Origin of the sequence: Delftia sp. S65, assembly GCF_016516495.1 — a bacterium.
In the GTDB taxonomy this organism is placed as follows: Bacteria; Pseudomonadota; Gammaproteobacteria; order Burkholderiales; family Burkholderiaceae_C; genus Comamonas; species Comamonas acidovorans.
Map to the genome: position 1 here is coordinate 70,581 of NZ_JACVUR010000014.1, position 18,937 is coordinate 89,517.

Sequence of the window (18,937 nt, forward strand, 5' to 3'; positions counted from 1 at the left end):
TTTGTGCAGTCGTGGCGCATGGGTGGACGTCAGCGCGCCAACTCGACCCTGTGGCCCTCGGTTCCGCCCCAGTCATCGACGCTGGTATAAACAACGGCTGCGCCTGAGGGAGGCTGCGGCGGCGGGTGCTCGCCTTTGTTTGCCTTGCTGATGAATGCAAACGTTGCGGTTTCCCCTGGCAGTACTTGGCCCACACCCGCTTCGAAGGTTTTGCCACCCGCCTCCAGGGCGACACGGCCCAGGTTGGCTATGTAAGCGGTCATGTTGTGCGCCTTCAGCACGATCTGCCCGTCCTCGACCGTGTCTGTAATCCACTGCAACTGCTTGGGTGCATCCCGTGGCTTGCCCGGCAGTCCCTCAGGCCGGTACATCAGCTTGATGCGTGTGCGAAATGCAAGCGCCAGAGCGCCGGAGGAGTCCTTCTGGTTCTCGACCTTGGGCGGCACATCGAGCACGTTGAGCCAGAACAGCGACTCCCTGTCCTGCGGCAGGGCCTGGCCCGAATGGATGATGCGCAGCATCTGCTGATCACCTGGTTCCATGCGGGTGAGCGATGGAGTGACCACGAAAGGCACTTCGATGCTGTCGGGTGATTCACCCTCATCGCCCCTGTCCAGCCAGGACTGTGCCAACACCGGCCTTTTCCCCTTATTGAAGATCTTGAGGGTGACTTCGGTTTCAGCGCCTGGAAATACGACCCGCGTTCCATAGAGAATGATGCTGGCATGGGCGGAAATGGCACAAAGGAGCAATGAGGCCATGGCCAGCATGTGCAACAGTATGCTGCAGTGGCGATTTTTCCACGACATAGATGATCCTGTTATTGGGGATTGGAAGAAATGTCGCTGGTGTGGGCGAATTGAAGGCGCCAGCCTTAAAATATCGGCTGGCGCCTTTCGTTTTTATTAAACGACCGGCTCCTATGGATACACCAGAGTGAACGTGGCAGCGGAGTTTGCTATTCCTGTTTTGAGGGTCTCAGCTACCCGGTATCTGGCGCCGTAGGTGACTGTGACTGTAGTATCTGTGAGTGCAAACAGGCTGCTGGGATTATTCAGGTTTATGGCGGAGCCTGATTCCAGAATTTGAATGTCTACACTGCTGTTTGTGGTTGAGAGATTTCCAGCCCTCTGAGTGTTGTAGCCGGGCCCGGCTGCGAATTTGAATTGGCCGGTGTTCGGGTGACCGGTAGTGGTGCCGGGGGTGCAGCCAAGTAGCCGGATGGTGAAGGTCTTTGTGTAGTCGTTGGTTGCAACGTCGTTAACGGCAACGGCGGTGCCGGCGACACCGGCGAAGCCGGTACGGTCTGGAGGCACGGCACCAAAATCGACGGGTATATTCCTGGTGGTTGAATCAATTTCACATGTGGCGGGAGTAATGTTGCCTGTGAAATTGATTCTTCCCTCCAGAACCCTCTGTGCATGGGCAGAGCCAAATGCCCCAATGGATAGGGCGGCGATCAAGAGTTTCAGTGCTGAAAACTTCATTTGTATATGCCTGTTGAGAATGGTTTGCATGAATCTGGTGTATCGCTTGAATACATGTGATGTGGTTGCTTGTAATTGGCTTTCCTTGATGTACATCCTCCCATGAAAATCATGAATTAGAAATGGCTTGGATAATGTTTGAGCAAAGGTTCCTGTCCCGTTTGGGAGGAGATGTCCTTCGCTCCTGCGAAGCAAGAAAGCCGCTGCTCTATGGAAGCGGAAGATATGGCGCTATTGTTGGATTTAAGGGCGCAGTGCATGGAGACGCCCCCGTGGATAGGGCCGGGCAATGATTGCCCATTACAAGCAAGACTATGTCATGCGAGAAATTCTGGCGAAATATCAATTGAATGAATATAGGCCTGCTCCGAATTTCGCCGGATTTTTCTAGGAATGTTCCTGCTCTTTGGGGATGTTTGCGTTGATTCCTGGAATTGTTCTTGGCTGCTTCCAGGTGGCAAAGAAAAAGACGGCTGTTGGTGCCGTCATGAGCCATTCAGATGCGGGGCCGTGCCGCCTGGCGAGGCGGCAAGGGGGCTGTGGCGCAACGGGGCCGGGATTGTGCTGCCGAAGCAGGATTGCGTGCAGCACGGTCCTAGGCACGCACCAGAGGGTATTCATGTCCTGCCGGTGGGGCTCAAGGCGCTGATCTTCAGGCTGGGCTGCAAGACTGCCATCTGGCGGTTCGTTTTGAATCCATGCGCTTGAGGCATGGCTGCAGGCTGTGCGGACTTTTCGTCGGGAGAGACGCTCTTGTCCAGGCTCCTGGCGGTACGGGTTGTCGTGGGCAGTGCACTGATCTTGATGCTCATGCGCAGTCCACCGATATCGCGCTCCGGCCTCGTTGCGGGCTGGGCTTCTGCCAAGGGCTTGCTTGCCTGGGCCAGAGCCACGGAGGTGGCTGGGGACGCGTTCATGGATGCAGGATTCGAGGACGCGGAGGTTGAAGCCGATGGGGCCGTGCTTGCTGCAATCTTTGCCGCGTCGGCCGATGCTGCGACGGCCTTGGCAGGCATGCCCGCCATCATCAGAGGAACCAGGTCATTGCTGGCCACGCACGGCAGTTCCAGGCTTTGCGGCGGCTGGTAGGTGGTGCTGCGCTTTCTTTCAGGAAGGGTATAGGAGAGGTTGCAGCCCACCATGCCGGTGTCGGTCTTCCATTGCACCTGCAGTTCGCCCTGGTCTGACAGCCCGCGAGCCAGAAGCTTGCCGGCCTGGCCGATCATGCCCAACTCCTTGCCGTCCATGTCCAGCACGCTGGCGCCAAAGGGCACAGGCATGTTGCCGGCCTGCCGCGCGCGGATCACGGCCGAGCGGCCATAGGCTGTCTTGAACACCAGCAGTGGCACGGCGCCGGCCAGCGGCGCGACGTGCTGGCTGGTTTCCTTGAGTTCCACGTCCGTCGACAGGCCCTTGGGATCGATGGAGACCTCGTTCATCGAGAACGGCGTCAGATATGGGACGACGGCATAGCCCCGGCTGTCCACCTTCACGCCGGGCGCGTTGTTGATGCGCGCGCCTTCCGCGTTCTTGGCCTCCACGATGGCAAAGGTGTCAGACACCGATTGCGACAGCGTCACGCCGCCCGGGTGGGCCACGATGGCGCCACGCGCGCCTACCGAGAACTGCTGGTAGCCGCTGCTGGCGCTGACGCTGCCGCTGAGTTCGGTCTGCGATGCGCGGTAGGTGGCGTTGGCGCTGGCACTGGTGCTGCTGCCATTCATGCCACCGGTGTTGTGGTTGGCGCTGAGGCCGTAGGAGATGGCGTTGTCGTCGCCCAGCAGCCCGGACAGGTTGGCCTGGGCCTGCACGCGGCCGCGCGAGTCGCGGTTGGTATTGGTGGAGAGCATCATGCCGCGCTCCATGCTGAGCGGAATCGACAGGCCCACGTGCAGGAACGTGTTGGACTGTCCCCAGGCATCGCGCTGGCGCGCCGCGGAGAGGTTGTAGGAGATGTTGCGGAACGAGTTGCTGTAGCCAATGGCGTAGTCGACGTTGGAGCCCTGGCGGTTCCAGTACTTGGCAGTGGACGCCGTGAGGCTGAGGCTACCTCCCCCGGGGCCAAACTGCTGGCCCATGACCAGAGAGGCGCGGTTGCGAGGCCGGTACAGGTCCGTGGAGGGCCGTAGCAGATTGGCCTGATCCCGTGCGCGCATGGCGTCGTTGAGGCCGAAGAATCCGTTGGTGGAGTAGCGATAGGCGGCAATGGCCACGTGGGTGCCGGTCTGCGCAAAGGACTTGGCGTAGCTGGCACGCAAGCTCTGTCCGGAAAAGGAGCCGTCATTGGGAATGCTGGTGGAGGCGTGCGTGATGTCTGCACCAAAGGCACCCCAGGGCGTGGTGAGCGCCGCGCCAATCATGGGCGAGATATGGCCCTTGGCCACGGACACACCGCCGTAGCCGGTCAGCATGTTGGTGAAGCCGTGCTGCCAGGTCGCCTGCGAGAATAGCGGCGAAGTATTGGGCAGGTGGCGCACCACGCCCGCCGTGAGGCTGTAGCGGTCCTGCCCCTCGCGCAGCGACAGCGGCACGGCCGCGTAGGGCACGGCAAAGCTGCGCACGGCACCATTGGCCTCGGTGATGCTGACTTGCAGGTCGCCACCGTAGCCCGTGGGATAGAGGTCGTTGATGACGAAGGCGCCGGGCGCCACCGTGGTTTCGTAGAGCTTGATGCCGTTCTGCGTGATGGTGACTCGGGCATTGGTGTTGGCCACGCCGCGCACCACGGGCGCGTAGCCGCGCTGGGAGTCGGGCAGCATGCGGTCATCACTGTTCAAGCGTATGCCGCGAAACGAGGTGGAGTCCATCAGGTCGCCACCCGTGTAGGTGTCGCCCAGTATGAGCTGGGAAGACCAGTCGGCAATGTCGCGCTGTGCGTAGGTGGAGATGTTCTGGTAGTTGCCCCGTCCAGTGTCCGCCCAGCTGAAGGAGCCGTTGTGCCGGAAATGCCAGCGGTCGATGTTGACGCCACCGTTCAGGCCCAGATAGCTCTGCGTGGAGTTTTCTGCGTTGCTGGAGCGCCCGTGGTAGGTGTTGAACTGGTAGCCGAGCAGGCCGACAGGCACGCCGGCGCTCCATTGGTCCGGGCTGACATAGCCGCGCACCGAGCGGCGCAGCGAGGCCTGGGGCACGCTCAGGTCCAGTCGCTGCTTGCCGAAGTCGAAACTGGTGAAGGCGCCCGCGATGATCTGGTCTAGACGGTTGCAGCCACCGTCGGCCACCAGCTTCAAGGCGGCCTCGGGCGGCAGGCGCGAAAGGTCGATGCCCACCTTCTCCAGCAGTGCTTTATCCAGGCAGGGCAGCGCGTCCTGCGAACCGGCCAGTGCCTTGAACTGCACTTCGCTGCGGCCAACCCAGTTGCCGTTGATGTAGATGTCTGGGTTGTAGCTGCCTGCCGTGACCACGTTGGCGCGCGAGTAGCGCGAGACGTCAATGGTCTGCTTGCCGGTGTTCAGAAAGCTGGGGTCGAAGTCGACGGCAGCCGGCGTGGGCTGCCACTGGCCGGTGGACGTGGAGGTCGTGACTTCCTTGACCTGCTGTCCCTGCTGGGCCTCGGACTGCCAGCAGACCAGCACGGAGAGCAGCAGCGCATGGCCGGGCTTCAGTTGGAAATATCCGGCAGGGCCTTGGCCTGGCCCCGGCATTGTTCCTTGTCCTTGCCTTGTATGCCGGCTTTTGATTCCCTTTTCTGAATCTGGAAAGACTGGCCTGATCATTTGCTTATCTCCTAATGCTGTGCGCCCGATGCAAAGCGAACGGCCAAGGCCGATGTGCCAGTCCCGGTAAAGAGACCGATACAGTTTCGCTGGGTATTAACGCTGGGTATCGGTGTGCTGGCCGGGCTGAAAATGCAGTGGCATTAGATAATCAGACCGGAGAGGACGGGGGATTCGCGTGGCTTTGCTCGCATCGCCCTGTTTATTGGGCGGAATTGCCAATTCTGGCTTCGTGGTTGAGACTGGCGCCCCAATCATTGATGCTGCTGAACATCACCGTGGCACCGGTCGCACCAGCCATATTGGCACCCGCAGGTTCCTTGATTGGGAAGGCGGCCACCTGGCCGGGAAGGACGGGCCCAACGCCTGCCTCGAAGGATTTGCCGTTGAGCTGCACTTCAACGCCAGCCACATTGACCACAAAGGCGCTGGGATTGCGTGCGTTCAACACAGGCTGGTTTTTGGCGTCAACGCCTGCCGACCATTGAAGCTGGGCAGGAGCTTCCTGGGCATTGCCGGGCAGATTGCCGGGCCGGTACATGAGCTTGACGCGAGTGCGAAAGGCGAACTGGAGATTGTTGGAGTCGCCTTCCATTTCCGCCTTGGGCGGGACGTCCAGCACGTTGAGCCAGAACAGGGATTCCTTGTCAGCAGGCAGTGCTTCGCCCGAATAGATGATGCGCAACGTCTGGCTCTTGCCCGCCTCGATGCGCATGATGGTGGGCGTGATGACGAAGGGAACGTCGATGTTCTCAGGCGATTCCTGGTTGTTGCCCTTGTCCAGCCAGGTCTGCACCAGGGCAGGTTTGCTGCCTTCGTTGGTGAGCTGGATGGTGGCTTCCTTCTCGCCACTGGGGAAGATGATGCGCGTGCCCGTCAATGTCACGCTGGCCTGTGCCGCCGTTCCAATAAGAAGGGACAACAGGATGGCAGCAAGCCCATATGAACGTTTGATCGTCAGCATCGGAGAACTCTCTGGGTTTTGAGCGAAAGACTGGGGCCGGGCCCATGTCAGAAAAGCAGAAGACACGGCATATCGACCACCGCAAGGCGGCCGATATGCCTGAAAGTCAGTGATTACTGATAGACCAGCGAGTAGGTCACCGAGGTGTCGGTACGGCCTGCGGTCACGGGGCCGGTGGCCACGTATTCGGAGGCGAAACGCATGATGGCCCGGCCATTGCCACCGACCTTGTTGTCGATGTCCACAAAGCGCGACTGGGCGGAACCGATCTTCAGGCGCTCGTTGTTGCTGGGATCCACGATGGCGATCTGGACACCGGAGGCCACGGTGGGCGCACCAGTACCACTGGCCGCTGCGGGCTTGAGCATGCCGGTGACCAGGTCCACGTTGGGGCCGGCTTCGAAGAACACGGCGACCTTGGAGACGGGCGCTGTGGAGGTGGCGGTGGCCAGCTCACAGCCGCTGAGTTCCAGCGAGAACGCCTGGCGGCCGACCGTGGCACCCACGGTGGCCAGCTGGTTGTTCGCCACGTTGGGCAGCTTCACGCCGTCCTTGGCGGCGCCGGCGACCGTGGTGTCCACCTTGCAGGTGGTGGTGACCACCTCGCCCGTGAAGTTGATGGTGCCGTCTGCTGCTTGAGCGGTGTTCATGGCCATCATGACCAGGCCGGCAACCGATGTCAGCAATGCGATCTTTTTCATGGGTATTCCCTCGAGTTGAAGAGATAAATGAAATTCCAGCAGCGATGAATGCGCTGGTGGAATAAGAGACTGTGTGAATGGTTGAGTGGTTAATAAATCATCAGTGTTCCATGTTCACCTCATCAATCCAATGGTTGGTAACTGTCAGCATGGTCAAGGATTTGCAGGGGTTGCGATCATGCTGGAATAGGTGGTGGCGCTGACATGGAGAAATTGTTCGGATGAGGGAGCGTTGGCGAGGAATGGGCAAGGTTTGTTTCTCTGGCATGTTTGAAGTTGAATTGTTCAAATACACCAGTGCCCAATGGCGCGGATGGGATGCAGGAGAGAATCTGTCAAAGAAAAAGGCGAAACAAAAACCTGTTCTTTGGGTATGTGATGGATTCTAGGTGTGCACCGCCACTATATGAAATAGGGCGCATTCTGATAATTGATGCTTGATCTAGGAATAGTCCTAGATTTGCTCTGTCGAATGGGGGAAAGAGGGTGCACAGCCCGCCTGCGCCGGGCGGTTGGCTGTGCTGAGGGTGATGGTGTCTGCGGGGGGAGCGCGGGTCCCGCAGATCAGGAGGGGCCGATGGGGTAGTCGAAGGCGAAGGCGCAGGTCTGCAAGGGCTGCACCGTCCCTGGGCCCTGTGGATCAGGGGCGCTGGGTCAGCAGGTACTGCGCCATTTCGGCAAAGCCGTCTCCACGCTCGGCCTGGGTGACATGGCGAGGCAGGTGCTTGAGCTGGGGCACGAAGCGCGCGATGTTGGCCACGCCCAGGCTGTGGGGCATGTGCTCGAACATGAGCTGGTCGTTGGTGGAGTCGCCGATGTAGATCCAGCGGTCCAGCGTGGCGTCGAGGTCGATGTCGAACAGGGTGCGCAGGATCCAGCGCGCGCCTTCGAGCTTGTTGTGCGCGCCAAACCAGCCGTTGATGTGGATGGAGCTGACGGTGGCGTTCATGCCCGCCGCCTTCATGATGGCCACGCAGCGGTCAATGTCCTGCTGGGGCATCTGGGTGAATTCGCTGTGGTCCACGGCAATGTCGCATTCGCGGCCCGCCGAGTCGGTGGCGCGCAGCGCCCCGGGCACGGTGGCCTCGATCTCGGCCAGCACCTGCTGCATGCGCGCGTAGTTGGCGGTGCGCGTGGCCTCGTCCTGCTGGTAGAGCTTGTCCAGCCCGCCCTGCGCATTGCGCCGCAGTGCCACAGCGCCGTTCTCGGCCACGATGGCATCCACGGGCCAGGCCTGGGCAAAAGGCTCGCTCCAGCCCACGGGCCTGCCCGTGATCGGCACCACGCGCAGGCCGGACTGCTTGAGCCGGGCGATGGCATCGACGACATGGTCCGGCACCACGCCCTCGGTGGTCAGGGTGTCGTCGATGTCGGTGAGGATGCCGAGCGGCGATGCGGGAGGTGTCCAGAGGGACAGCGGCTGGAGGGTTGTAGGCACGGTCGTCAAAATGCAAAAAGCCGCCCGGGGCGGCTTGTAAAAGGGCAGCGTCTGCGCGCACGGACCGTGCGCGCAAGGGCTCCATCCTACTGCCTGGCGAATTCGACGATGGCCTTGTAGAACTTGTCGGAGCCGTCCTTGGGGTTGTCGGGGGACAGCTCCATGCGGTTAACGCCGTGTTCGGCTGCGCCCAGGCGGGCGGGAATCAGCGAGAAGTAGTAGGGACTGATGAAGGTTGCGCCGTTGTCATAGTGCGACTGCATGGCGTTAAGGTGCACTCCCTCGCGCTTCCACTGCTGCGGGTTGAACTCTGGGACGCCATAACTGGTGATGCCACGCTGCCTCATGTAGTTGCGCATCCACTCGCTGTTGGTGGTGCCGCCATACATGTTCACGCCGGTTCGCCAGGGCGTATCGCCACCGATCGTCTTGTCGGAAGCAAGCAATTGCGGGTTCCAGGACGAGTTCACATTCGCCACGATCTGATGCGAGTAGATTTTTTCGGCCGGCAGCCCTGCATCTATGGCCTTTTGATGGAAGGCTTTCAGAAGACCGTACACCTGCGATTCGCGGTAGGTGTTCCAGTCCTGCGCCAACGGGTTGTAGTAGAGGTCTTGCGGTCCGGCCGGCATGTCCAGCCAGGTGCGCACTCCGCGCAGCGTTGATATCCGCCGCATCCATCCCAGTCGCTTGGGCGGCTGTGCCGATACCTTGCTCTGGTCCCGCGGAACGACCATGAACTCCACATTGGCCAGCAGGTACCGTCGTTCATGGGTTGCGGCAACGACCTGTGCGATGTGCTTTCCTGGTGGCAGGTCTCGGTAGTCCAAGTCATGCCGAAAGCCAGTGTTGGGATCGGTGATTGCATCCACGGCACGGTAGACATCCAGCCTGCCCAGCCTGCGGGCAACAGGTCCGACGAATTTGCCATCCACGTACAGATCCAGCTTTTTCACGGCCTGCTCGGGGTCCCACAGCCAGCCTGCAATCGGCAGCGTGCCACCTGAGAAGGCGTCATAGTGCTCGCCAAAGGAGCTCAGGCGCTCCTTGCGGATGTCCTTGGAAGGTGCAGGAACTGCATCAAACGATGGGTAGTCCAGTCCGGTCTGCTTTTTCAACTGCCCCACATCCTTGTACTTGGACTGCAGCCAGCGCCGAAAGCCTGCAACGGAATCCGGACTGTAGTCTGTGACCTGGATGGATTGGTAGGCGCCCATGCCGTTCTCGAAGTCAGGGAACATGTGGTGCAGTTCGCCCGGCAGCGTATAGGCCACGATGCGCTTTTGCACAGGCTCAGGGAGTTCCAGGATTTTTTTTGCGACGTACTGAAGTGCCTTGAAGCGGTACTGGTTGACAGGAGCTGCAGGATCGGCCGATAGCGTGTAGGGCATGATCCGGTAGCCGAAATAGCCCAGGTCCAGCGGTTTGCCGTCGCGCAACTGCATCACATTGCGAGGGTCTTTGGCAAGCTCGTCGACGATGGCACCGGTGGAGTCGAAATGGTCAGCCATGAGATAGACCACGACTGGGCGCTCCACCTTGCGGATGACATTCAGGAAACTGTCCACGCGGGATGCGTCGATGTCCCAGCCTTGGGGGGTTGGCCGATACAGCGTCAATAGAGGCAGGGTGATGGTGTACCCGACCTGGACGGAGCCTTGAGGCCCACCCGGCTCCAGCTTGTTCAGCAATTGCTCGATGGCTGGAGCGCCATCAAGGCCTCTCGTGCGACACAAACTGAACAGTTCCTCGAGTGTTCTCAACTTCACATTGCCAGCGGCCTCATCGCAGATGAACCATCCCTCGATGCTGGGGGCGATGATGAGCGGCGGCCGAGGAGGTGAGGCCGCTTGCGTTCCACTGCCAAAGGCTGTGCACGCGAGCGTAATCACCGCCAAGGAAAGACGAAGATGTTTTTGCATTGGATGTGCAACGGGGTGGCGTGCTGGAAGCGCTGAACCGATCAATTGGCCGATTCTTCCAGAGACAGGCTGACGGGCTCGGAGGGAACGCTGTCGACGTCATAGTGCAGAAAGGCGATCAGGCATTGGATGCCGATGATGATGGGCAGAGCGGCAAGCATGACGGTGCCGCTGGTCGCGGGATGGCCGCTGCTGCCAATCCAATGCCAAAGACCAAAGAGGGTGCCCACCAAGACAAGCAACATACCGCTCAGGCTGTATACCGTGCCTATGTTGAAGTCGCGAACCAGATAGTTGTAGACGTAGCGCCGCCATAGGCGCGAAGCATGCTTGCGCAGGAATTCTGGCAACACCTTGCCGATCTTGAGGTTGGACTCCTCGTCGGCATAGACCGAATCCATGGGCACATCCTTGACGACGGCGCGGACAGTGTTCAGGCGGAACAGCATGTCGGTCTCGAAGAAATACCGGCGCTCCAGCTTGTCCAGCGGCAGCTCGGCCAGCACGCAGGTGCGTACCGCGGTGTAGCCATTGGTGGGGTCCATCACGTTCCAGTAGCCGCAACTGAGCTTGGTCATGAAGGACAGAACCGCATTGCCGAACAGGCGCACAGGTGGCATGTCCTGCACGGACTCAGGCCGGTAGAAACGGTTGCCCTTGGTGTAGTCGGCCTGTTTGCGCAGCAGTGGCCGCACGAACAGCGGCAGCAATGAAGGGTCCATCTGGCCGTCGCCGTCAATCTTGACCACGATGTCCATGCCGTCGGCAATGGCCGCCTTGTAGGCTGTGACGATGGCTCCGCCGACGCCCCGGTTCTCGGGGTTGAAGAGCACGCGCACGCGGGGATCCGTGTTGTTCTCCTCAATGAAGCGTCCACTGCCTGCGGGGCAGGCATCGTCCACGGCATAGATGGCCTCGACCTCGGGACCGATGGCACGGATGACACCGAGCACATGCTGGGTGACCTTGTAGCAGGGTATGGCGACGGCTATACGCATGTTCTGTTCTTTCTATTTACTGAGACGCTAGAGCGACACCGGCAAGTATCAGTGTGCCTCCGACAAGCGTGCGCCAGTGCAGGGGCTCACCCAGGAGCAACCACGCCAGAGTAGGAACAATGATGAAGGCGAGGCCCATGAAAGGATAGGCAAGGTGCAACGGCGCTTGGCGCAGTATCCAAATCCAGCCCAGCGTGGTGACACCATAAAGTGCAAGTGATGTGATCAACCACCCGTTTAAAAACCAGTCCATCCACGTCGCGTCAATGGGAATAGCAAAGGCCGCCTTCTTGAAGAGAATTTGGCCCAGGGAAATGCATATAACACAAAGTATTGTGAGAGATGTGAGAAGAAGTGTCATAAAATAATATCAGGTTCACATCATGTTTTACTGGGCTCAATTTTTCGTATTGCAAAAATCGGCAGTAAAACTAATGACAGTGTGAAGAATGGCAGTAAATATCGATATTCCGCTGCAATCGAGAATACGAAAATTGCTCCCAGTTGGATGAGCATAGGAAGGGAAATTAATAATATTGGTATATCGCGCAGATTGAATCCTTGGCGAATTGCCCATATCAATAGTGCGATGCCAAGGAATGGAGTCCAAAATATCCAGCGGTATGTGTAGCTGATATCAAACATACTGAAGAGGAAATCTTCTGATGTTTTTAAATTAAATTTACGGAAGATGGATTCTGATTTCACGAAATCCAGTACATGCTTGGCATAACCGAACCCTGGTAGCCCCCCGTCGGCGAAGGCGGATGCCAAGAAAATATTAACTCTGCTGCCCATGAATTTTGGAATGTTGTGCCATACGTTATAGCGCAGAAATTCCTTGGTAATTATCTTTCTGTCGGCCTTGGGAATGGACATTACACGCGGTCCGTCTGGTTTGAAATTCAGTGTGTCCCAATAGTCAGGATCGTAATTTTTTATGTAAGTTTCCAGAGGATGATTTTTTTCCAACGTCTCGACTGTCAGAGGTGATAGCCTAGGGCTTGCCGTCCACAAGTTCATGGGGCGGGGTTGCAAAAAATTGACAGTTTCGAAAATAGCCATCGGGTAGATGGCGCCATGGCTTGCAGACCGGTGGGCATTCATGCCTGCTGCCATTAACGCTGTCCAAGAAAGGAGAATGACGCTTAATAGAATCTTGCTTCGACGTTCAACGAGAAATATTAGTATGAGGACCGGTATGAGAAAGATGATTCCGTTAGGTCGAGCAAATGCGGATATAGGCAGTGTCAGCGCAATGATGAACAATGAGGTTGCCTGGGCTTTTTTGGCTCTTGCTATGAGCCATATTTCAAAAAGTAGTCCGGCGATGGCGATGGAGTAGATCCCATCTGGATAAAGTGAGCCAGCAAAGAAAATCAAATGTGGCGTTAGGCAGACAAAAATCAGAAGAAAGATCGTCGTCTTGTATATTTTCTGGTCCCAGCACCATGCCAGTATACGAGCCAGGATGGCGGCACTCATGAGCAGCATAGCCCCAATGGGTACCTCGGCCCTCTGATGTCCTTCATAGAACACTCGAACAAAATAATACCAGAAGGCGGGCTTTCCTGAGTTCTGCTTTTCTGGGTCTAGGACTTCCAAAAGGATTCCCAGACTATCTTCGCCAAGAATCCCTGGCCAGAATGTCATAAGCCAGTAACCGTAGAAGGTTATCAATAGCGAGAAAAGTAAAATAAAAGGGTGATTTATCTTCTTTGGCATAACATAATAATGAGAAATGCTTCTTGATTTTGCAGGGTAAAAATCATTAAAGGACCAATAATCTTTCACCTTATTTTAGGGTATCTCCCCGATAAGGATTGATTGGCGCGCCATCTCGTATGAGGGCGCGAGCGGCTTGAGGCGTTGCGACAGCTAGCAACTCGGCGGCTCCCCATGTCACCAGAGTTCCTGGCGGGCAGGCAAAGCTGATATCAAGGTGGCCTGTGCCAGCGGGGCGCAATTGATCGTTTCCGAAGATTGCGTAAGTATGCATAGCAGCGTCAAGCTTCAAATTGATAGTCTGTTCTACTGGGAAACTATGCCGCGACACAGCTAGGCTATTGCTTAGCGTCACGCGAGCTTTTCGGCATGAGCGCGGAGCATTTGGCGGAGTGGATACCGCAAACCGCAGGCGCCAAATCGCATCCATTAGTTGCGTATGAGAGAGCGCATCGGGATCGGGTGGAGCGATGGGTAGTCGTAGTACGGCGCTATGAGATTCCAGAAGCCACCGACCATCGTCCTGAAGTGTGGCTGTGGTCGAATCGATGGCGCCCATCGCACTGCTGTCCAGCAATGTATGGGTAGGCCCTGGACGATGAGGATCCATGCCCCAGGTTTCATGGCGCAGCGAGTACCTGGTCAGTGCGGAGGGAACAGTCGCAAGAATCAAACCGGCAATCAATACCTTCGCTCCCCACCTGGCCTTGACGCCCATTCCATCGAGCGTAAACCGGCTTGATGGCGATATGGTAGTGAGTTTGGGTTTTTGCAGCAGCACCGCAATGCTCACGCCTGTCAGTATAATCAGCCAAGGCTCCATGAAGAAAAGGTTGTAGCGATCATTGTAGAGGACAGGGCTTAGTTGAATGGCCATTCCCAAGGTTGCAACCATTAGGCCGCTGATCAGCGTGAGTTTCTCGTGGGATTTTTCGCCAGATCCAGGTAGTATCGGGAGGCTGGATTTTGAGAGGCGGAGGCGCCATGCCATAACAATCGATGCGAATGCAATGGACATCAACTCGAAAACCCGAACGGTACGTTTGGGTTCACTACGCAGTTCTGGGGTGCTATAAAGCATCCAAGTCTTGAATTTAAAAAGAAAGAATTTAAGATTATCAAGCAGTGATGTGTTTTTTATTATCTCAATTGCGACCTGCTTGTTAATATCATCCGACCTGCGCGCCAGGGGATTGCCGAATGTATCGGGGTCAGCCGTGCCAGGGATAGCCCCACTATCATAGCTATAACCAGAGAATGCGGGTTCAAGTCCCATTTTGAACGGGCTGATCCCATAGTATAAGGCTGCCCCGGTTCCGGTACTTAGTCCCCATACATTGAAATAAGCGCCATTCTTAATGACGGTTATGGCCGGTAGAAGCAAGGCTGCCATCAATGCAATGCATAGTTGGCGGTTTACGATATTGTCAACTGAGACCCATCTTTCGGAGGAAGGTGACTGTCTACGCCCAATTCGCAGCGATACTAGAATTACAATTGCTAAGGAGAGCAGTACCAAGTACTGTAAAACGGGGCGGGTAAGAAGTGTGATTGAGAGTCCGCAAGAAAGCAGTCCAAGCCAGAATATGCGTAATTTGGGATTAATAACATATTCGATGGTTGCTGCTGTAAAGAGTAAAAGTCCAAATAAATAAAGGGACTCCGTCAGTACTTGGGGGACATAATAGATGAGCGTGGGATGGTAAACGAGCAAGCTGGATGCTACAGCTCCTGCCCACCAGCCACCCAGTCGTTGGGCACAATGCCATATCAATATGACGGAAATTAGGAAGATGGCGCAATTGGCTATCTGGGTGTCTGTCGGGCTCGCGCCCCAGAGCGCTGGCCAAATATAGCCCATGGGTGCCACATGGTAGCTCTCGGGTGATTGCGTCAGAAAACCCCAAGGGTCGGAAAGAATTTTATTCGCATTGGGTATGTAAACCCAATGAGCATCTGAATTAAGGGGTGCACCAGGTTCTGGTAGATATCGAATCAGGCGCTTGATGGCTTCGTAAAGTATCCATGCGAGCCATCCGGCGGTTGCATAAAATCTCCATGAATATGATTTTTTTTTATTGAGCATCGGACTGCTGGTGCGCCTGTAGATTGTCAGTAAGTCAGGCGTTGACTTGCAGCGCCAACCCCGCATGCTCCCGCAGCGGATGGAAATGAATCTTCGGAAACCGCTCCTGCGCCAATCGCACGTCATAGGGTGACGTGCACAGATAGGCCAGCGTATCGGCCGCATCGCGCGCCATGCGCAGCGGGTAGGCGTTCTCGAATTCGCGCAGTTCGGCCGGGGTGTCGGCCGTGATCCAGCGTGCGCCGGTGTACTGGCAGCCTTCCAGGCGGATGTCGCAGTCGTATTCGGCGTTCAGGCGGTGCTGGACGACTTCGAATTGCAGCTGGCCCACGGCGCCCAGCAGCATGTTGCCGCCGGCCTCGGGCTTGAAGACCTGGATGGCGCCTTCCTCGCCCAGCTGCATCAGGCCCTGCTGCAGCTGCTTGGTGCGCAGCGGGTTCTTGAGCACCACGGTCATGAACATTTCCGGGGCGAAGAAGGGCAGGCCCGTGAATTGCAGGTTGGTGCCGTCGGTGATGGTGTCGCCCAGCTGAACGCCGCCGTGCGTGGTGAAGCCGATGATGTCGCCCGCATAGGCCTCTTCCACGGCCTCGCGGCGCTGGCTCATGAAGGTCACGACGGAGGTGGGGCGCAGCTCCTTGGCAGTGCGCTGGACCTTCATCTTCATACCGGGCGTGTACTTGCCCGAGGCCACGCGCACGAAGGCGATGCGGTCGCGGTGGTTGGCATCCATGTTGGCCTGGACCTTGAAGACCACGCCGGAGAAGCCTTCGTCCTCGGGGTGGATGATCTTTTCCACAGGCTGCTTGTTGACCAGCAGCGAGCTTTTGCGGGGGCCGGGCGGGGGCGACATGTCGACCACGGCATCCAGCACTTCCATGACACCGAAGTTGTTCACGCCGGAGCCGAAGAAGACCGGCGTGAGCTTGCCTGCCAGGAAAGCCTCGTGGTCCCAGGGGGCCGAGGCGCCCTGGGCCAGTTCCATGCTTTCCAGCGCATCGTCGAAGGACTGGCCGAAGCGCGCGCGCAGCTTGTCGGCCTCGGCCAGGGGGATGGCTTCGAAGTCCTGTGGGCGGCGTTCGCTGCCGGGCTGGAACACCGTCATGGTCTGGGTGAGCAGGTTGATGATGCCGCCGAATTGCCGGCCCTGGCCCACGGGCCAGGTGACGGGGCAGCAGGGCATGCCCAGTTCGCGCTCGACTTCGTCGAGGATGTCCAGCGGATCGCGCACTTCGCGGTCCATCTTGTTGACGAAGGTGATGATGGGCGTGTCGCGCTGGCGGCAGACCTCGATCAGGCGGCGGGTCTGCGATTCCACGCCGTTGGCGGCGTCGATGACCATCAGCGCCGAGTCCACGGCCGTGAGCACGCGGTAGGTGTCTTCCGAGAAGTCCTTGTGGCCGGGCGTGTCGAGCAGGTTGACCACGTGATCGCGGTAGCTCATCTGCATGACCGAGCTGGCCACCGAGATGCCGCGCTGCTTTTCGATTTCCATCCAGTCGGAGGTGGCATGGCGGCTGGCCTTGCGGCCTTTGACGGCGCCCGCGATCTGGATCGCGCCCGAGAACAGCAGCAGCTTTTCGGTCAGCGTGGTCTTGCCCGCGTCGGGGTGGGAAATGATGGCAAAAGTCCGGCGGCGCCGGGTTTCAGAGGCGTATGACACAGTATTGAAAGCGCAAAGGCAGGGCGGTGCCTGCCAGGAAAGGGAGACGTAATGTCTGTCGCGGGCGGCCATTGGGCATGGAGCCAAGCGAGGCCGCAAATGGCCGCCATTCTACTTTCGCACTGGAAATATCGGCGAACAGGGATGTAAGTCGTGCCCCTGGTTTCTTGATGCCGTCTTGATACGGCATGCCGCAATCTCAATCCGCTTTTGACAGCCCCGGCCCTAGAGTTTTCCCCATCGCAACAACAGGTGCCGCCAAGCGGTGCCGATGCGGGAGAAATTCCTATGACCCTGACCGAAATCACCGGATGGCTGGGCGCCTTGGGCGCTCTGGCTCTGTTTGTCTACCTGGGATACGCCTTGCTGCGGCCCGAGCAGTTCTGAGGTGGCGCAGATGCAAGACCTGATCTTTATCGCGCTGAGCCTGGGCTGCTTCGGGGGCCTGCTGGCCTTCGTGGCGGCGCTGGGCCGGATTTGACTGCCTGAAAGGAGACCGCCATGTGGTTGACCTGGATGGAATATGCACTGGTGCTGCTGTTGATGACGGCGCTGGCCGTGCCCATGGGGCAGTGGCTGGCACGCTGCTTCACGAGTGAGCACCATGTCTGGATCGAGCGGCTGAGCTTTCGCGCCCTGGGCGTGAACCCGGCCGAGCGCATGGGCTGGCAGCGCTACGGGCTGGCGCTGCTGCTGTCCAACGGCGCCATGCTGCTGCTGGGCTATGCGCTGCTGCGCGCGCAGGGCTGGCTGCCGCTGAATGCGCTGGGCAATGTGGCGCAGACGCCGGACCTGGCCTTCAACACGGCCGCGTCCTTTGTGACCAATACCAACTGGCAGGCGTATTCGGGCGAGAGCAGCCTGTCCAACGCCACGCAGATGGTGGCCATCACTTTCATGATGTTTGCGGGTGCTATCACGGGCGTAGTCGCGGCTGCGGGCTTCATCCGCGGCCTGGCGCGCTCCAGTGCATCGGACCTGGGCAACTACTGGGTGGACTATGTGCGCGTGCTGTGGCGCGTGATGCTGCCGCTCAGTTTTGTGGTGGCCCTGGTCTATGTGTGGCAGGGCGTGCCGCAGGCGCTGGATGGCCAGGTCTGGGCGACGACGCTGGAGGGCGCGCGCCAGCAGATCCTGCTGGGCCCCGTGGCCAGCCTGGAGAGCATCAAGCACATCGGCACCAACGGTGGCGGCTTCTTCGGCATGAATGCGGCCCATCCGTTCGAGAACCCCACGCCGCTGACCAATGCCATCCACATCCTGGGCATGCTGCTGATTCCCTCGGCCATGACCTATGCCTTCGGCTCCATGCTGCTGCGCCGCCGCCAGGGCTGGGTGCTGTTCGGCGCCTGCCTGGTGATGTTCGTGGGCTTTCTGGCGCTGGTGTTCACGGCCGAGCAGGCCGGCAATCCGCTGCTCACGGCCGCAGGTGCCGACCAGCAGATCAGCGCCACCCAGCCGGGCGGCAACATGGAGGGCAAGGAGCTGCGCTTTGGCATCGCCGACACGGCGCTGTTCGTGGCCACGACCACGGCCGCCACCACGGGCTCGGTCAATGCCATGCATGACTCGCTGACGCCGCTGGGCGGGCTGGTGCCGCTGGCACAGATGATGATCAACTGCGTGTTCGGCGGTGATGGCGTGGGCCTGATCAACCTGCTGCAGTACGCCATCCTCACGGTCTTCCTGGCCGGCATGATGATTGGCCGCACGCCCGAGTTCCTGGGCAAGAAGATCGAGGCGCGCGAGATCAAGCTGGTGATGCTGGCCGTGATGGCGCACCCCATCTCCGTCCTGGGCTTCACGGCGCTGGCGGCGGTCTGGCCCGACACGCTGGCCAGCCTGGCCAACCGGGGGCCGCATGGCTTCTCGGAAGTGCTCTATGCCTATGCCTCGGGCACGGCCAACAACGGCTCGGCCTTTGCGGGCCTGAATGCGAACACGCCGTTCTTCAACACCACCATCGGCCTGGCCATGCTGGCGGGCCGGTATCTGACGCTGCTGCCCATGCTGGCCCTGGCGGGCAGCCTGGCGGCCAAGCCCACCGTGCCTGCGGGGCCGGGCACCTTCCCGACGGCCACGCCGCTGTTCATGGGGCTGCTGGTCTTCGTGGTGGTCGTGGTCGGCGGGCTGACTTTCCTGCCTTCGCTGGCCCTGGGTCCCGTGGTCGAGCAGCTGCAGATGCTGTCAGGACAGGTCTACCCCTGAATCCCTGAGCCAGCTGAGCCCGTTTTTTT

At 58.9% G+C, this 18,937-nt stretch carries 14 protein-coding genes; 2 read left to right on the forward strand and 12 right to left on the reverse strand.

Annotation, left to right across the window (positions count from 1 at the left end; translation table 11 throughout):
- Positions 1–29: 29 nt before the first annotated feature.
- The 12 genes from IAE24_RS14270 to IAE24_RS14325 form a co-directional block, all read right to left on the reverse strand.
- Complete coding sequence (locus tag IAE24_RS14270) at positions 30–770, reverse strand: fimbrial biogenesis chaperone (RefSeq protein ID WP_232245260.1); 741 nt, start codon at positions 768–770, stop codon at positions 30–32.
- A 150-nt stretch (positions 771–920) separates the two neighbouring features.
- A complete protein-coding gene (locus IAE24_RS14275) occupies positions 921–1,517 on the reverse strand; it encodes a fimbrial protein (protein WP_197944407.1) in 597 nt (198 codons plus the stop codon).
- A gap of 587 nt (positions 1,518–2,104) precedes the next feature.
- On the reverse strand, positions 2,105–5,131 hold the full coding sequence (locus IAE24_RS14280; protein WP_199960209.1) for a fimbria/pilus outer membrane usher protein: 3,027 nt from the start codon (positions 5,129–5,131) through the stop codon (positions 2,105–2,107).
- Positions 5,132–5,405: 274 nt separating this feature from the next.
- On the reverse strand, positions 5,406–6,167 hold the full coding sequence (locus IAE24_RS14285; RefSeq protein WP_199960210.1) for a fimbrial biogenesis chaperone: 762 nt from the start codon (positions 6,165–6,167) through the stop codon (positions 5,406–5,408).
- A gap of 113 nt (positions 6,168–6,280) precedes the next feature.
- Positions 6,281–6,868, reverse strand: coding sequence for a fimbrial protein (locus tag IAE24_RS14290; RefSeq protein WP_013800427.1), 588 nt, complete (start codon positions 6,866–6,868; stop codon positions 6,281–6,283).
- A 640-nt stretch (positions 6,869–7,508) separates the two neighbouring features.
- Positions 7,509–8,306 carry an HAD-IIB family hydrolase gene (locus IAE24_RS14295; RefSeq protein ID WP_043820300.1) on the reverse strand — a complete coding sequence of 266 codons (798 nt, stop codon included), beginning with the start codon at positions 8,304–8,306 and terminating at the stop codon, positions 7,509–7,511.
- 86 nt (positions 8,307–8,392) lie between these two features.
- Positions 8,393–10,228, reverse strand: a complete 1,836-nt coding sequence (locus tag IAE24_RS14300) for a hypothetical protein (protein ID WP_233626145.1) — start codon at positions 10,226–10,228, stop codon at positions 8,393–8,395.
- Between the two features lie 41 nt (positions 10,229–10,269).
- The gene (locus IAE24_RS14305) at positions 10,270–11,226 is read right to left on the reverse strand and encodes a glycosyltransferase family 2 protein (protein ID WP_199960211.1); all 957 of its coding nucleotides are present in this window, start codon (positions 11,224–11,226) and stop codon (positions 10,270–10,272) included.
- A 16-nt stretch (positions 11,227–11,242) separates the two neighbouring features.
- Positions 11,243–11,587, reverse strand: a complete 345-nt coding sequence (locus IAE24_RS14310) for a hypothetical protein (RefSeq protein ID WP_199960212.1) — start codon at positions 11,585–11,587, stop codon at positions 11,243–11,245.
- 20 nt (positions 11,588–11,607) lie between these two features.
- Positions 11,608–13,020 (reverse strand): hypothetical protein, encoded by a 1,413-nt coding sequence (locus IAE24_RS14315; protein WP_199960213.1) that lies wholly within the window; start codon positions 13,018–13,020, stop codon positions 11,608–11,610.
- A gap of 1 nt (position 13,021) precedes the next feature.
- On the reverse strand, positions 13,022–15,037 hold the full coding sequence (locus IAE24_RS14320; protein ID WP_199960214.1) for a hypothetical protein: 2,016 nt from the start codon (positions 15,035–15,037) through the stop codon (positions 13,022–13,024).
- A gap of 34 nt (positions 15,038–15,071) precedes the next feature.
- Entirely contained in the window at positions 15,072–16,700 is a 1,629-nt protein-coding gene (locus IAE24_RS14325; protein WP_199960215.1) for a peptide chain release factor 3, read from the reverse strand.
- Positions 16,701–16,988: 288 nt separating this feature from the next.
- On the opposite strand from IAE24_RS14325, the gene kdpF reads away from it, so the two are divergent.
- On the forward strand, positions 16,989–17,087 hold the full coding sequence (kdpF, locus tag IAE24_RS14330; protein ID WP_034397326.1) for a K(+)-transporting ATPase subunit F: 99 nt from the start codon (positions 16,989–16,991) through the stop codon (positions 17,085–17,087).
- 114 nt (positions 17,088–17,201) lie between these two features.
- A complete protein-coding gene (kdpA, locus tag IAE24_RS14335; RefSeq protein ID WP_199960216.1) occupies positions 17,202–18,908 on the forward strand; it encodes a potassium-transporting ATPase subunit KdpA in 1,707 nt (568 codons plus the stop codon).
- Positions 18,909–18,937: the final 29 nt, after the last annotated feature.

Coding starts and splice junctions, on each gene's coding strand:
- IAE24_RS14270 (WP_232245260.1), bottom strand. CDS start 770: ATGCTGGCCATGGCCTCATTGCTCCTTTGTGCCATTTCCGCCCATGCC.
- IAE24_RS14275 (WP_197944407.1), bottom strand. CDS start 1,517: ATGCAAACCATTCTCAACAGGCATATACAAATGAAGTTTTCAGCACTG.
- IAE24_RS14280 (WP_199960209.1), bottom strand. CDS start 5,131: ATGCCGGGGCCAGGCCAAGGCCCTGCCGGATATTTCCAACTGAAGCCC.
- IAE24_RS14285 (WP_199960210.1), bottom strand. CDS start 6,167: ATGCTGACGATCAAACGTTCATATGGGCTTGCTGCCATCCTGTTGTCC.
- IAE24_RS14290 (WP_013800427.1), bottom strand. CDS start 6,868: ATGAAAAAGATCGCATTGCTGACATCGGTTGCCGGCCTGGTCATGATG.
- IAE24_RS14300 (WP_233626145.1), bottom strand. CDS start 10,228: ATGCAAAAACATCTTCGTCTTTCCTTGGCGGTGATTACGCTCGCGTGC.
- IAE24_RS14305 (WP_199960211.1), bottom strand. CDS start 11,226: ATGCGTATAGCCGTCGCCATACCCTGCTACAAGGTCACCCAGCATGTG.
- IAE24_RS14310 (WP_199960212.1), bottom strand. CDS start 11,587: ATGACACTTCTTCTCACATCTCTCACAATACTTTGTGTTATATGCATT.
- IAE24_RS14320 (WP_199960214.1), bottom strand. CDS start 15,037: ATGCTCAATAAAAAAAAATCATATTCATGGAGATTTTATGCAACCGCC.
- kdpF (WP_034397326.1), top strand. CDS start 16,989: ATGACCCTGACCGAAATCACCGGATGGCTGGGCGCCTTGGGCGCTCTG.
- kdpA (WP_199960216.1), top strand. CDS start 17,202: ATGTGGTTGACCTGGATGGAATATGCACTGGTGCTGCTGTTGATGACG.